This is a genomic window from Bradyrhizobium sp. USDA 3650 (assembly GCF_054057395.1).
The window spans coordinates 294,630-308,670 of sequence record NZ_JBSRZG010000001.1; the positions used below are offsets into that span (position 1 = coordinate 294,630).

Annotated in this window: 16 protein-coding genes; 14 read left to right on the forward strand and 2 right to left on the reverse strand. The window is 64.6% G+C overall.

Annotation, left to right across the window (positions count from 1 at the left end; all coding sequences use genetic code 11):
- Positions 1 to 5 precede the first annotated feature (5 nt).
- The 7 genes from scpB (at position 6) to surE (ending at position 5,501) form a co-directional block, all read left to right on the forward strand.
- The gene (gene scpB / locus ACVIN2_RS01390; protein WP_456764197.1) at positions 6 to 758 is read left to right on the forward strand and encodes an SMC-Scp complex subunit ScpB; all 753 of its coding nucleotides are present in this window, start codon (positions 6 to 8) and stop codon (positions 756 to 758) included.
- Between the two features lie 166 nt (positions 759 to 924).
- The gene (locus ACVIN2_RS01395; protein WP_007610722.1) at positions 925 to 1,161 is read left to right on the forward strand and encodes a twin-arginine translocase TatA/TatE family subunit; all 237 of its coding nucleotides are present in this window, start codon (positions 925 to 927) and stop codon (positions 1,159 to 1,161) included.
- An 86-nt stretch (positions 1,162 to 1,247) separates the two neighbouring features.
- Positions 1,248 to 1,817 (forward strand): Sec-independent protein translocase protein TatB, encoded by a 570-nt coding sequence (gene tatB / locus ACVIN2_RS01400; RefSeq protein WP_456764198.1) that lies wholly within the window; start codon positions 1,248 to 1,250, stop codon positions 1,815 to 1,817.
- Positions 1,814 to 2,626 (forward strand): twin-arginine translocase subunit TatC, encoded by an 813-nt coding sequence (gene tatC / locus ACVIN2_RS01405; protein ID WP_247397669.1) that lies wholly within the window; start codon positions 1,814 to 1,816, stop codon positions 2,624 to 2,626. The genes tatB and tatC overlap by 4 nt, the downstream gene beginning before the upstream one ends.
- A gap of 212 nt (positions 2,627 to 2,838) precedes the next feature.
- Positions 2,839 to 4,170, forward strand: coding sequence for a serine--tRNA ligase (gene serS / locus ACVIN2_RS01410; protein WP_456764199.1), 1,332 nt, complete (start codon positions 2,839 to 2,841; stop codon positions 4,168 to 4,170).
- A 95-nt stretch (positions 4,171 to 4,265) separates the two neighbouring features.
- Positions 4,266 to 4,628, forward strand: coding sequence for a hypothetical protein (locus ACVIN2_RS01415; protein ID WP_456764200.1), 363 nt, complete (start codon positions 4,266 to 4,268; stop codon positions 4,626 to 4,628).
- Between the two features lie 105 nt (positions 4,629 to 4,733).
- Entirely contained in the window at positions 4,734 to 5,501 is a 768-nt protein-coding gene (surE, locus tag ACVIN2_RS01420; protein WP_456764201.1) for a 5'/3'-nucleotidase SurE, read from the forward strand.
- Positions 5,502 to 5,526: 25 nt separating this feature from the next.
- Here surE and ACVIN2_RS01425 read toward each other — a convergent pair whose 3' ends face one another.
- Positions 5,527 to 5,898 (reverse strand): response regulator, encoded by a 372-nt coding sequence (locus tag ACVIN2_RS01425; protein ID WP_027567081.1) that lies wholly within the window; start codon positions 5,896 to 5,898, stop codon positions 5,527 to 5,529.
- A gap of 228 nt (positions 5,899 to 6,126) precedes the next feature.
- On the opposite strand from ACVIN2_RS01425, the gene ACVIN2_RS01430 reads away from it, so the two are divergent.
- Entirely contained in the window at positions 6,127 to 6,777 is a 651-nt protein-coding gene (locus ACVIN2_RS01430) for a protein-L-isoaspartate(D-aspartate) O-methyltransferase (protein ID WP_456764202.1), read from the forward strand.
- A gap of 109 nt (positions 6,778 to 6,886) precedes the next feature.
- The gene (locus tag ACVIN2_RS01435; RefSeq protein WP_456764203.1) at positions 6,887 to 8,278 is read left to right on the forward strand and encodes a peptidoglycan DD-metalloendopeptidase family protein; all 1,392 of its coding nucleotides are present in this window, start codon (positions 6,887 to 6,889) and stop codon (positions 8,276 to 8,278) included.
- Positions 8,279 to 8,451: 173 nt separating this feature from the next.
- Here the strand turns inward: ACVIN2_RS01435 and ACVIN2_RS01440 are convergent, their stop codons facing one another.
- Positions 8,452 to 9,480, reverse strand: a complete 1,029-nt coding sequence (locus tag ACVIN2_RS01440; RefSeq protein ID WP_456764204.1) for a DUF815 domain-containing protein — start codon at positions 9,478 to 9,480, stop codon at positions 8,452 to 8,454.
- Positions 9,481 to 9,660: 180 nt separating this feature from the next.
- Between ACVIN2_RS01440 and yajC the strand changes: the two genes are divergently transcribed.
- Genes yajC through ACVIN2_RS01465 form a run of 5 tightly spaced genes read left to right on the forward strand, consistent with a single transcriptional unit; the run spans position 9,661 to position 14,036 of the window.
- The gene (gene yajC / locus ACVIN2_RS01445) at positions 9,661 to 10,038 is read left to right on the forward strand and encodes a preprotein translocase subunit YajC (protein WP_027518118.1); all 378 of its coding nucleotides are present in this window, start codon (positions 9,661 to 9,663) and stop codon (positions 10,036 to 10,038) included.
- Between the two features lie 47 nt (positions 10,039 to 10,085).
- The gene (gene secD / locus ACVIN2_RS01450; protein WP_456764205.1) at positions 10,086 to 11,690 is read left to right on the forward strand and encodes a protein translocase subunit SecD; all 1,605 of its coding nucleotides are present in this window, start codon (positions 10,086 to 10,088) and stop codon (positions 11,688 to 11,690) included.
- A gap of 16 nt (positions 11,691 to 11,706) precedes the next feature.
- The gene (secF, locus tag ACVIN2_RS01455) at positions 11,707 to 12,732 is read left to right on the forward strand and encodes a protein translocase subunit SecF (RefSeq protein WP_456764206.1); all 1,026 of its coding nucleotides are present in this window, start codon (positions 11,707 to 11,709) and stop codon (positions 12,730 to 12,732) included.
- Between the two features lie 60 nt (positions 12,733 to 12,792).
- Positions 12,793 to 13,176 carry an Mth938-like domain-containing protein gene (locus ACVIN2_RS01460; protein ID WP_456764207.1) on the forward strand — a complete coding sequence of 128 codons (384 nt, stop codon included), beginning with the start codon at positions 12,793 to 12,795 and terminating at the stop codon, positions 13,174 to 13,176.
- Entirely contained in the window at positions 13,173 to 14,036 is an 864-nt protein-coding gene (locus ACVIN2_RS01465; RefSeq protein ID WP_456764208.1) for a phytoene/squalene synthase family protein, read from the forward strand. Before ACVIN2_RS01460 ends, ACVIN2_RS01465 begins: the two co-directional genes overlap by 4 nt.
- The last annotated feature ends 5 nt before the right edge of the window (positions 14,037 to 14,041 follow it).

Consider the following 14,041-nt stretch of genomic DNA (forward strand, 5'->3'; position numbering starts at 1 on the left):
CTGCCATGGCAAGCCTGGCTGAAGTGCGGGTAGAAGAGGCCGAGCCGATGGAGAACGAGTCCCAGGCACGTCCCGAAGAATTGCGGCTGCTGGAAGCGCTGCTGTTCGCTTCGAATGAACCGCTGGACACCGCGACGCTGGCCAAGCGCATGCCCGAGGGCGTGGACGTGAAGGCTGCGCTCGAGCAGTTGCAGGCCGACTATTCCCTGCGCGGCGTGAATCTCGTGCGGGTCGCCAACAAATGGACCTTCCGCACCGCGGGCGATCTTGCCTGGCTGATGACCCGCGAGAGCACCGAGACCCGCCGCCTGTCGCGCGCCGCGATCGAAGTGCTGGCGATCATCGCCTATCACCAGCCGGTGACGCGCGCCGAGATCGAGGAGATCCGTGGCGTCGTCACTTCGAAGGGCACGCTGGACGTGCTGCTGGAAACCGGCTGGATCAAGCCGCGGGGGCGTCGCAAGACGCCGGGCCGTCCCTTGACCTTCGGAACCACCGAGGACTTCCTGTCGCAGTTCACGCTGGAACAGCTCGGCGATCTGCCGGGTCTGGAGGAGCTGAAGGGCACGGGCCTGCTGGATTCGCGCCTGCCGACCGGATTCAGCGTGCCGACGCCGTCCGATGACCCGACTTTGCGGGAGGACGAGGATCCGCTGGAGCCGGGCGAGGACCTTGATCTCGCGCTGGCGCCTGCTGTCGAGCCCGAGACGCCGCCGGAAGTCGGCCATGAGGGTGGCGAGGGCGGCAGCGAGGACTGACGTCCGGGCCTTTTAGTGGCCCCCTGCGACCAGTTAACACTAGCAAAATTACGTAGCGCCAACAGCGAATTGGCGGTGCCTTGGTCCTTGTTTTTGACACCTGCCAAGCCTAGGTTTCGGTGAAGATCGGCCGGTCCCCGGCCATGCGCGTTTGGAGGGTTGCAGGATGGGTTCACTCAGCATTTGGCACTGGGTCCTGGTGATCGCAGTGGTCCTGCTGCTGTTCGGTCGCGGCAAGATTTCGGATCTGATGGGCGACGTGGCGCAGGGCATCAAGGCGTTCAAGAAGGGCATGCAGGACGACGACAAGGTCGCCGACAAGCCCGAGCCGGCCAAGTCCATCGAGCACAACAATGCCGCGCCGACCGCGGCACGGTCCGACGTCGGCAGCAAGGCCGTCTAAGCCAGAGAGCACGCGAGACGCGGGTAGCGCCCGATCCTGCGCGCGAGGGATTGGGCCGGCTGCGGCTGGCGTGAACGGAAGACCTCATGTTCGATATCGGGTGGAGTGAACTGGTCCTGATCGGGGTCGTGGCCCTGATCGCCATCGGCCCGAAAGAGCTGCCGGGCGTGCTGCGCATGGTCGGGCAGTGGATGGGCAAGGCGCGCAAGATGGCCGCCGAATTCCAGGGCCAATTCCAGGAAGCGATGCGCGAGGCCGAAATGGCCGACCTCAAGAAGAGCTTCGACGAGGTCAAGGAAGCGGCTTCCGGCTTCGCCGGCAACAATTTGATGACCTCGCTCCAGAAGGACGTCAGCGACGCGCTCCGCGTCGATGCGCTGGACAAACCGGCCGAGACCTCCACCGCTGTCGAACCGCCGGCGGCTTCAAGCGAAGCGCTGACGACTTCAAGCGAAGCGCCGGCGACACCCACCACGCCGGAAGCGCCGACGCCCGAGACCTTCGTGGAAGCCGAGGCACATGCGGCCGTGAACGAGCCGCTCGCCATCACCCGTGAGGTCGAGCAGGCGCAGGTCGCTCAAGGTTCGGTCACGCAAGATTCGGTCATCCAGGACACTGCGCCGGCCGAGGCGATCAAGGACGCCAAAGCGTCATGAGCGCCGCCGATATCGAGGCCAGCAAAGCTCCTCTGATGGACCATTTGATCGAGCTGCGTTCGCGGCTGATCAAGGCGCTCCTTGGCTTCGGCATTGCCTTCATCTTCTGCTTCTTCTTCGCCAAGCAGATCTACAACGTGCTGGTCTGGCCGTTCGTGTGGGTCGCGGGTCCCGAGAACTCGAAATTCATCTACACCGCGCTGCTGGAATATTTCATCACCCAGCTCAAGCTCGCGCTGTTCGGTGCCGGCTTCATCTCGTTCCCGATCGTCGCGACGCAGATCTACAAGTTCGTCGCTCCGGGCCTCTACAAGCACGAGAAGCAGGCCTTTCTGCCGTATCTGGTCGCGACCCCGTTCTTCTTCGTGCTGGGCGCAGCACTCGTCTATTTCGTCGTGCTGCCGATGCTGGTCCGCTTCTCACTCGGCATGCAGCAGGCCGGCAGCGACGAGACCGCGCAGATCCAGCTGCTGCCCAAGGTCGGCGAATATCTGTCGCTGATGATGTCGCTGATCTTCGCCTTCGGCATCGCCTTCCAGCTTCCGGTGATCCTGACGCTGCTCGGGCGCATCGGCATCGTCACCTCAAAAATGCTGCGCGAGAAGCGCCGCTATTTCATCGTCGTTGCCTTCGTCATCGCTGCCGTTCTGACCCCGCCCGACGTGCTCAGCCAGTGCTCGCTCGCGATCCCCTTGCTCGCGCTCTACGAGGGCTCGATCATCGCGGTGGGAATTGTGGAGAAGAAGGCGGCCGCTTCAAAGGCCACCACCGGCACTGACGTATCGACGCCGGCCAATCCGGCGGAGTAAGGCGCCCCGATCTCCGCTGTCATTCCCCGCCTTGTGCGCAATTGCGCACTGGAGCGAGGAATCCAGTACGCCACGGCCCCTCGGAGAATCAGTGCCGTCCCTGGAATACTGGATCGCCCGCTTTCGCGGGCGATGACAGAGTGCTAGGGAGACGCGCTGACGTACAACGTCTGCCGTTGTATGTTTACGCGCTGCCCCAGGATACCTCGGCCATGCACGACATCAAATCGATCCGCGACAACCCGCAAGCCTTCGACGCCGGCCTCGTACGACGCGGCCTGAAGCCATTGTCGGCGTCGCTGCTTGCGATCGACGAGACCCGGCGTGCGGCGATCCTGGCTTCCGAGCAGGCGCAGGCGCGGCGCAATGCGGCCTCCAAGGAAATCGGCGATGCCAAGAAGGCCAAGGACGAGGCGCGCGCGGCGAAGCTGATGGCGGAAGTTACCGAGCTCAAGACCACGATGCCGGAGCTCGAGGCGACCGCGAAGGCTGCCGACGAGGAGCTGACGAAAGAGCTGTCCGCGATTCCGAACATCCCGTTAGACGAAGTGCCCGATGGCGTCGACGAGCACGGCAACGTTCAGCACCATGTGTTCGGCAACAAGCGCAATTACGGCTTCGCGCCGAAGCTGCACGACGATCTCGGGACCGCTCTCGGCTACATGGATTTCGAGGCAGCGGCAAAACTCTCGGGTGCGCGCTTCGTCGTGCTCAAGAAAGGGTTGGCGAGACTGGAGCGCGCGCTCGGCCAGTTCATGCTCGACCTGCATACCAACGAGCACGGCTACACCGAGGTCAATCCGCCGCTGCTGGTGCGCAACGAGGTGATGTTCGGCACCGGGCAGTTGCCGAAATTCGAGGACGATCAGTTCTGGGCGATCAGGGGTGAGCTCCTGGCCGCGCCGGACCCGGAGCGGCTGATGACCGAGCGCCTCGGCCTCATCCCGACCGCCGAGGTTGCCCTCACCAACCTCGTCCGCGAATCCATCCTCGACGAGAAGCAGTTGCCGATGCGGCTCACCGCATTGACGCCGTGCTTCCGCGCCGAGGCGGGCGCCGCTGGGCGCGACACCCGCGGCATGATCCGGCAGCACCAATTCACCAAGGTCGAACTCGTCTCGATCACGACGCCGGAGACGAGCAAGGACGAGCTGGAGCGGATGCTGTCCTGCGCCGAGCAGGTGCTGCAGAAGCTCGACCTGCATTATCGCGTGATGACGCTGTGCGCGGGAGATATGGGTTTTTCGTCGCAAAAAACCTATGACATCGAGGTCTGGATGCCGGGGCAGGGCGAGGGCGGCATGTTCCGCGAGATATCGAGCTGCTCGGTGTGCGGCGATTTCCAGGCCCGCCGGATGGACGCGCGCTCGCGCGGCCCCGATGGCAAGCCGCGGTTCGTGCACACGCTCAACGGCTCCGGCACCGCGCTCGGTCGCGCGCTGATCGCCGTGATGGAGACCTATCAGCAGGAGGACGGCTCGATTGCGGTCCCCAGCGTGCTCCAGCCCTATATGGGCGGGCTGAAGGTGGTCGCACGCGACTAGGCGTGCCCGCCCATCTGAAACGGAGAAACGTTTGGTTGCGAAGATCGGGCGGCCGGTTATCCTGCTGGCCACCCGACAACGCGAACCCATCGTTCATGGCCTTGCACCGCGACATCTTCTGGGTCGGCCGACAATGGGCGGTGACGGGTGCCGGCATCCAGGCTGTCGATCAGCGGCTGCGTGGCGTGCTCGACATCGCGATCACGCGGCTCTGGGACGATCATCTCGTCCAGAGCCGGCGAGCCAAACCCGGTGTGAATGCCGCGGATTTCGACCAGGCACTGACGCTAGCGCGCGAACGCTTTCCGCAGGCGCCGGTGCCGGACCCGTTCGTCGCACAGCTGGAGGCGCTCGGCGTCATCGAGGCGCCGATCGTGAGCCCGGTCGTGCCGGCGATGAAATTGCATGCGGAGGGCCGGCTGGCGCGCTTCCTGCCGCAATGGCGCGTCCGTCGCTAACAGGACCAGGCCGGAAACCTGCCGCCGGCCCGAACCGTCCGGTTTGCCTGATCGGCCCCGGCCGGATAAGACGGCTCAGACCTGCTTCAGGAATCGACTTTTCCCATGCGCATTCTCTGCACCAATGACGACGGCATCCACGCCCCCGGCCTCACGGTTCTGGAGGAGATCGCGCGCGCATTGTCCGATGACGTCTGGGTTGTCGCGCCCGAGCTCGACCAGTCCGGCGTGTCGCATTCGTTGTCGCTGAACGATCCGCTGCGCCTGCGCGAGGTCGGTCCGCGGCACTTTGCGGTGCGCGGCACGCCGACCGACTGCGTCATCATGGGCGCGCGCCACATCCTCGGCGCCAAGCTGCCCGATATCGTGCTGTCCGGCGTCAACAAGGGCCGCAACGTTGCCGAAGACGTGGTCTATTCCGGCACGATCGCCGGCGCGCTGGAGGGAACCATCCTGGGGCTGCCGTCGTTCGCGCTGTCACAGGAATTCAGCGTCGAGACCCGCGACCGGCCGCTGTGGGACACTGCGCGCAAATTCGGGCCCGACATCCTGCGCAAGGTGATCGCCGCCGGCATCCCGAAGGACACGGTGATCAACGTCAACTTCCCGGCCTGCGCGCCGGAAGATGTGCTCGGCATTCGCGTGACCCGGCAGGGCAAGCGCAATCTCGGTTTCCTCAAGATCGACGAGCGCAGGGACGGCCGTGGCAATCCCTATTTCTGGATCGGCTTCGAGCGTACCGCGATGATGGATACGCCGGCCGACGGCACCGATCTCGCGGCGCTGCGCGAACGCTACGTCTCCGTCACGCCGCTCAGGCTCGACCGGACCAACGAGGTGTTTTCCGAGGCGCTGAGTGCGACGCTGAAGTAAGTCCGACCTGGAAACGGGGCCTAGTCTAGCCGCCGCGGAGCGCGGCTTCGATGGTCTTGCCGAGGGCATCGAGCTGAAACGGCTTCTGAAGCGCCGGCCGATCGCGGTACTGCTCGGGCAGGCCGGAGGAGCCGTATCCGGTGGCGAAGATGAACGGGCAGCCCTTCGCCTTGATGACATCGGCGACCGGCGAGATGACCTTGCCGTTGACGTTGACGTCGAGAATGGCGATGTCGAACTCGGTTGCCTGGGCGAGCCGCATGGCTTCGGTGATGTCGCCAGCCTCGGCTGCGATCTTGTAGCCAAGCTCTTCGAGCATGTCCGCGACCATCATCCTGATCATCACCTCGTCTTCGACGAGGAATACAGAGCGGCCGGTAAGCCCCGTCGAGGTCATGGTCGAGTCCTTGCCCATTGCCAAAAACGTTCGCAGATAACATGAATCGACGCAATGCGCGTTTCGACGAACGGATGCATCAGAATGGCCGTCGAGGCTCGCCCGTTGCAAGCCAATTTATGGTCAACTACGCCATCCGAAGCCTATCATGGGTTCCCTGAGCCGGAACAGGAATCCCCCGCCCCAGGGTTGACGTCCCGGACCCCAAAAAGACAGCACAAGCAGGCTATGACCTCCCATCAGCACCCGCCGGAAAAGATGATGTTTCAGCTCACGCTGAGGCGTCGGGGCATCAGCGACCAGGCGGTCCTGCGGGCTATGGAGGAGGTGCCGCGCGATCAATTCGTCGACGACGCCGATCGTGACGGCGCCTATCGCGACAGCGCGCTGCCGATCGCCTGCGGGCAGACCATCAGCCAGCCCTTCGTCGTCGCCTACATGACCGAGCAGCTCCAGCTTCAGAAGAAGCACCGCGTGCTCGAGATCGGCGCCGGCTCGGGCTACCAGGCGGCGGTGCTGTCGCGGCTCGCCGGTCAGGTGCTGGCGGTCGAGCGTTACCGCAAGCTTGCGGATGCCGCACGTCTCAGGCTTGAAAAGCTCAACTATCACAACGTCGAGGTGATGCTGGGCGACGGACTCAATCTGCCTCCCAATATCGGCCCGTTCGACCGCATCATCGTCACGGCCGCGATGGAGCAGCTTCCGGACAACCTGGTCGAGCGGCTGGAGGTGGGCGGCATCCTGATCGCGCCCGTCGGCCCGCATCAGGGGGTGCAGACGCTGATCCGCCTGAGCCGGACCGAAGCCGGGATCGAGCGCAAGGAACTCGTCGAGGTCCGCTTCGTGCCGGCTTTGCCCGGCGTGGCGCGGGAGCTGTAGAACTCCGGATTGGCTGTGCTGCCAACATCTTATTGGGAGGGTTAAGCCGTTATTTACTCGGCGCGTGTTTACTTAAAACACCAGTTCTGTTGCGTACGAGTGAGTAACCATGTCCGTTGCCGCCGAGTTGCTTTACTCGCGCCGTGTGCCGCAGGTCGCGGTGCTGGCGCTGATCTCCTTCAGCTTCGCAGGGTGCAGCGCCGACATGTCGTCGCGCATGTCCCAGTCGAACTTCTCCAATCCCTTTACGCAGGAATCGACCGGTTCGGTGCAGCAGGCACCGCCGCCGCAGCGTGAGCTGCCGCAATATTCGCGGCCGCAGACGCAGTCCGGTTATTATCAGTCGCAGCCTTTGCCGCCGGCGGTGTCCGCGCCGCAATCCTACCCCGTTGCGGCAGGCGGCGTGTCCGGAGGTGGTCGCGGTGTCGGCTCCTACGCACCCCCGGCGCAGCCGCATCTGGAGACCACGGCCACCGTGCCGCCGCGCTCGGTCGCAGCCGCCCAGCCGGTCGGTGGAACCAAAATCATCGTCGGCACCAGCGATACGCTCGACCTGCTTGCCAAACGCTATCGCGTCACGCCGCAGGCGATCCTCGCCGCCAACGGCTATAAGGGCCCGCGCGCGCTCTCGCCCGGCCAGCAGCTGATCATTCCGCACCAGGCTACGGCCGCTGCGCCCGCGCCGCTCATGGCTCCCGTTGCCGCTGCCCCCGCGCTGGCGCCTGCTGCGAGGCCGGTTGCGGCCGTTGCCGCGCCGTCGAGCACGCACTTCGTGAACCACGGCGACACGCTCGCCAGCATTGCCCGCAAGAACCATATCTCGGCGGCCGAACTGGCCCGCGCCAACGGCCTCGATCCCTCTGCAAAACTCAAGCTCGGCGCCAAGCTGGCCGTGCCCGGCGCCAAGACCGCCGCTGTCGCGGCACCGCTTGCCGCGGCCCCGGTCGGAGCCGCTCCCGTCGCGGGAACGCTGCAGCCCGTTGCGGCCGCACCTGCGCCCGCCACTAAGATGGCGGCCGTCGCCGCGCCGGTGCAGAGCGCGCGCCTGGCCCAGGCCACGGCCAATGTCGAAGACAAGGCCGCGGACGCTCCAGCGAAAGCTGCGGAGACCACCAGCGCGCTGCCGACTTTCCGCTGGCCGGTGCGCGGCAAGGTGGTCACGAGCTACGGCGCCAAGACCAATGGCAAGTCCAACGACGGCATCAATCTCGCGGTGCCCGAGGGTACGCCGGTCAAGGCGGCTGAAGACGGCGTCGTTGCCTATTCCGGCAACGAGCTGAAAGGTTATGGCAATCTCGTCCTGGTTCGGCACTCCAACGGCTACGTCACCGCATATGCCCATGCGAGTGAGCTGATGGTGAAGCGCGGCGATACCATCAAGCGTGGCCAGGTCATTGCCAAGTCGGGTCAATCCGGGGAGGTGGCGTCGCCGCAGCTCCACTTCGAGATCCGTAAGGGATCGAGCCCGGTTGACCCGCTTCAATTCCTGAACGGCGCGTGAGGCGCGGGCCTGTAGAGCAGGGGCGCGCCGTTACCAAATACAAGCTGTCATCGGCCGCGAAAGCGGGCGATCCAGTATTCCAGAGACAGTCATTGTTGAGCCGAGAAGCCGCGGCGTACCGGATTCCCCGCCTGCGCGGGGAATGACAGTTGTGGGTGAGGCGAAACTTTCCGCTACGTCGCCGTCAGCTTCACGCCGAGCCGTCCCGCAAGCTCCTGCACGAACTGCCAGGCGACGCGGCCTGAGCGCGAGCCGCGCGTCGTCGACCATTCAAGTGCCTCGCGCTCCAGCGCGTCGTCGTCGACCTTGACGCCGAAATGGCTGCAATAGCCCCGCACCATGGCGAGATATTCGTCCTGGCTGCAGCGGTGGAAGCCGAGCCAGAGACCAAAGCGATCCGACAGCGAGACCTTCTCCTCGACGGCTTCGCCGGGATTGATCGCGGTCGAGCGCTCGTTCTCGATCATCTCGCGCGCCAGCAGATGGCGGCGGTTGGAGGTGGCGTAGAGGATGACGTTCTCCGGCCGACCCTCGATGCCACCTTCGAGCACCGCCTTGAGCGATTTGTAGGACGCATCATTGCCGTCGAAGGAGAGGTCGTCGCAGAACACGATGAAGCGGAAGGGCGAGGCGCGAAGCTGCTCCATGAGGGCAGGCAGGCTCTCGATGTCCTCGCGATGAATCTCGATCAGCTTCAGTCTGTCGGCTGGTTTGCGCTCCGCGTTGATGCTGGCATGCGCGGCTTTCACCAGCGACGACTTGCCCATGCCGCGCGCGCCCCAGAGCAGCGCGTTGTTGGCGGGCAATCCGTTGGCGAAACGCTCGGTGTTCTCCATCAGGATGTCGCGCATCCGGTCGACGCCCTTGAGCAGGAACAGTTCGACGCGGCTGACGCGCGGCACCGCCGCAAGGCGGCCGTCCGGATGCCAGACGAAAGCGTCCGCCTGCTTGAACGATTCGCGTTCGGCGGCGGGCTTGCTTTGAGCGGAGAGATGCGCCGCGATCGTCTCCAGCGCGCGGACAATGCGCTCCTGGGAGACGTTTTGGTTCGCCTTGGAAGTCGCCTTGGAAGTCGCTTTGGAAATGGTCTTGGAAGCTGCCCTGAGGGCTGCCTTGGGACGTTTTGCCGCGACGCGGGCTGGCTTCGCGGCAGGGGTGCGGGGGCGTTTGCCGGCCGGGCTTTTGCTTGGTTTTTGGGGCATGACCGAAGTTCCTGAGAATGCAGCCTTATCGGGCCTGAGCGCGCGCCGCAAGGTGGCTAAAAGGGCGGTCTGGCAGCGTTGCAATTGGGGCAATGGCCGCTATAGTCCGCGCGAATTTGACCGAACCGGTCGCCATTTGGGCCTGACCGGTTTTCCCCCGTTCTCACGAGGATCGTCCGAATGCTGATTACCCCTGCGTATGCCCAGGCTGCGGGCGCCGGCGACACCAGCGGCATGTTGATGTCGCTGCTGCCGTTCGCCCTGATCTTCGTGATCATGTACTTCCTGATTCTGCGTCCGCAGCAGAAGAAGGTCCGTGACCACGCCGACCTCGTGAAGAACATCCGCCGCGGCGATACCGTCGTGACCTCGGGCGGTCTCGTCGGCAAGGTCACCAAGGTCGTCGACGACGACCAGATCGAGTTCGAGATTGCCGATGGCGTGCGCGTGCGGCAGATGCGCTCGATGGTCTCCGGCGTGCGCGCCAAGGGCGAGCCGGCCAAGGAATCCAAGGAAAGCGCCAAGGATAGCGCCAAGGACGACGCGGCGGCGAAGTGAGCGCTTCCGCGAGTCTCTGAAATCCCCTGATCTGACAGGTCCAGTCGATGTTGTATTTCACGCGGTGGAAGGCGCTCGGGATTATCCTGACGGCGCTGATCGTGTGCCTCTGCGCGGTCCCGAACTTCTTCTCCGAAGCGCAGGTCAAGACCTGGCCCGCCTGGGCGCAGCGGAAGCTCGTGCTCGGCCTCGATCTCCAGGGCGGCTCCTCTTTGCTGCTCGAGGTCGATTCCAACTATGTAAAGAAGGAAAAGCTCGATCAGATCCGCGACGACGTCCGTCGCGTGCTGCGCGAGGCCAAGATCGGCTTTACCGGCGGCGTCACCGTGCGCAACGACGCGGTCGAGGTTCGCATCACCAAGGAATCCGATCAGCAGCCGGCTCTGGCCAAGCTGCGTGATTTGGCCCAGCCGCTCGGCGGCCTGATGGGATCCAGCGGTCAGCGCGACCTCGAAGTGACTGACGCCGGGGGGGGATTGATCCGCCTGAGCATCCCGCAGGGCGCGATGCTCGACCGTTTGCGCAAGACCATCGAGCAGTCGATCCAGATCGTCGAGAAGCGCGTCAACGAGCTCGGCACCGTCGAGCCAATCATCCAGCGTCAGGGGAACGACCGCATCCTGGTGCAGGTCCCCGGCCTTCAGGATCCGACCCGCCTGAAGGAGCTGCTGGGCAAGACTGCGAAGCTGGAATTCCGCATGGTCGATCCCTCGGTGCCGCCAGACCAGGCGCAGCAGGGCACGTTGCCGCCGGACACCGAGTATCTGCCGAACGCCTCGCCGCCGCCGCCCGGCGAGGTGGTCAAGAAGCAGGTGTTGGTTGCGGGCGGCGACCTAACGGACGCCCAGGCGACCTTCGACCAGCGTAGCAATGAGCCGGTCGTCAGCTTCAAGTTCAATAGCTCGGGCGCGCGCAAGTTTGCGCAGGCCACGCAGGAGAATGTCGGGCTGCGCTTCGCGATCATTCTCGACAACAAGGTGATCTCCGCGCCGGTCATTCGCGAGCCGATCACCGGCGGCCAGGGCCAGATCTCCGGCAGCTTCACCGTGCAGTCGGCCAACGATCTCGCGATCCTGCTGCGCGCCGGCGCGCTGCCGGCGCCACTGACTGTCGTGGAGGAGCGCACCGTTGGCCCGGGCCTCGGCCAGGACTCGATCGAGAAGGGCGAACTTGCCGCCTATGTCGGTTCGATCATGGTCGTCGTGTTCATGCTGTTGACGTATCGGCTGTTCGGCGTCTTCGCCAACATCGCGGTCTGTATCAACGTCGCCATGATCTTCGGCCTGCTGTCGCTGCTCAGCGCCACGCTGACCCTGCCGGGCATCGCCGGCATCGTGCTAACGGTCGGCATCGCGGTCGACTCCAACGTGCTGATCTATGAGCGCATCCGCGAGGAATTGCGCGGCGGCAGAAGCCCGATATCGGCGATCGACGCAGGCTTCAAGCGGGCGCTTGCCACCATCCTCGACTCCAACATCACCACCTTCATCGCCGCTGCAGTGCTGTTCATGATCGGCACCGGTCCGGTGCGCGGCTTCGCAGTGACGCTCGGCATCGGCATCATCACCACCGTCTTCACCGCCTTCACAATGACCCGCCTGATCGTCGCATGGTGGGTGCAGTGGAAGCGGCCGAAGACCGTGCCGATTTGACCATTCGAGGCCGGCTGTGACCACTACTCAAATCGTTCTCATCTCCCTCGGCGTCGTCATTGCCGTGCTGACCGTGGTCAGCGTGCTCGGGCTGCTGCCGTCGCTGCGCATCGTGCCGGATGACACGCATTTCGACTTCACTCAGTTCCGCCGCATCTCGTTCCCGATCTCGGCGACGCTCTCGATCCTCGCCATCGTGCTGTTCTTTACGCACGGCCTGAATTTCGGCATCGACTTCAAGGGCGGCACCCTGATGGAGGTGCGTGCCAAGTCGGGCACGGCGGACATTGCGCAGATGCGGTCCACCCTCGGCAGTCTGGGCCTCGGCGAAGTCCAGCTGCAGCAATTCGGCGGCCCCGCCGACGTGCTGCTTCGCGTTGCCGAGCAGCCGGGCGGCGACAAGGCGCAGCAGGCAGCTGTCGACAAGGTCCGCGCTGCCCTCGGCGACTCCGTGGACTATCGCCGCGTCGAGGTGGTGGGGCCACGTGTCTCCGGCGAATTGCTGAGCTACGGCATGCTCGGCCTGATGCTGGCGATCGTCTCGATCCTGGTCTACCTCTGGTTCCGCTTCGAGTGGCAGTTCGCGCTCGGCGCCATGATCGCCAACGTGCACGACATCGTGCTGACGATCGGCTTCATGTCGATCAGTCAGGTCGATTTCGACCTTACCAGTATCGCGGCGCTTCTGACCATTTTGGGCTATTCGCTCAACGACACCGTGGTCATCTACGACCGCATCCGTGAGATGCTGCGGCGCTACAAGAAGATGCCGATGCCGCAGCTCCTCAACGAATCCATCAACTCGACGCTGTCGCGCTCGATCATCACCCATTTCACCGTGACGCTGGCGCTGCTGGCTCTGCTGCTGTTCGGCGGTCATGCCATCCACAGCTTCACCGCGGTCATGATGTTCGGCGTGGTGCTGGTCGGCACCTATACCTCGATCTTCATTGCGGCCCCGATCCTGATCTATCTCGGTGTCGGCGAGCATCGCGAAGATGCGGCCGATAAGGCTACGCCGGCGAAGAAAAGCAAGGCATGATCCGAACCGCATGCCGTCGCAGGAGTTTGCGAGGGCAGTAAGCTCATTCGGACGAAGCTCATGGCCGGCGATCCCAACGCACCGCATTTCCCCCGCTCGGCGCCGATCGAAGCCTATGGCAAGGGCGGCTTTGCCTTTGCCGGCATGTCGCATCGGGGATCGCTGCTTTGCCTGCCCGACGCGATCTGGGCCTGGGACATAACCGACCCCGCGAAGATCGACCGCTATTCGCTTGATCGAGTCTTCAAGTCCGCCAAGAGCATCGACACGCTCCTGATCGGCACCGGAACCGGGGTCTGGCTGCCGCCGGCGGAACTGCGCCAAGCGCTTAAAGCGGCGAGGGTGGTTCTGGATACGATGCAGACCGGTCCCGCCGTGCGTACCTACAACATCATGATCGGCGAACGGCGGCGCGTCGCGGCCGCGCTGATCGCCGTGCCATGAGTGACTCCGCGCCGGCGCAGGATTCTGCCGCGTTCTGTGCTGACCTCGTGCGCAGCCACGACTTTCCGCGCTATGCCGCGACCCTGTTCGCGCCTGCTGCCGAGCGCCGCGCGCTGCTGGCGCTCTATGCTTTCAATGTCGAGATCGTTCGCGTCCGCGACCAGGTAAGCCAGCCCTTGCCTGGTGAAATCCGCCTGCAATGGTGGACTGACATGCTGTCGGGCCAGGTCCATGGCAGCGCCGAGGGCAATCCGGTGGCGGCGGAGCTGCTCCGCGCAATCCGTGATTTCGACCTGCCGGTCGAACCGCTGTCGCTGCTCGTCGACGAGCATCAATTCGATCTCTACAACGACCCAATGCCGACCATGACGGCTCTCGAAGGTTATCTCGCCGCGACCTGCTCGGCGTTGTTCGCTCTCGCGGCGCGGATCATGGCGTCACCCTCGGACCCAGCCGAGCACCTCGCGCGGCATGCCGGATTGGCCCAAGGCATCGCGCAAGTCATCACGAACCTGCCGCGTGATGCGGCGCACCGGCAATTGTTCCTGCCGCAGCAGGTTCTGGCGAGCCACGATTGCAACATGGAGGACGTGTTCGCCGGCAAGGAGACGCCGAATTTGCGCGCTGTGCTGGACCAGCTCGCCGGCGAGGCCAGGCAGCATTTGACGACGGCCTTGTCGCTGTTGGCCGAGGTGCCGGTGTCGGCTCGGCCAGCGTTTCTGCCGCTGAGCCAGGTACGGGCCGACCTCAAGCGCCTGTCGCAGCCCGGGCGTAATCCGTTCACGCCGGAGCAATCGCCGCGGCTGCGTACGTTGTGGACGCTGTGGCGGGCCTCGCGTTCCCGGGAGTTTACCAAATAGCGGTT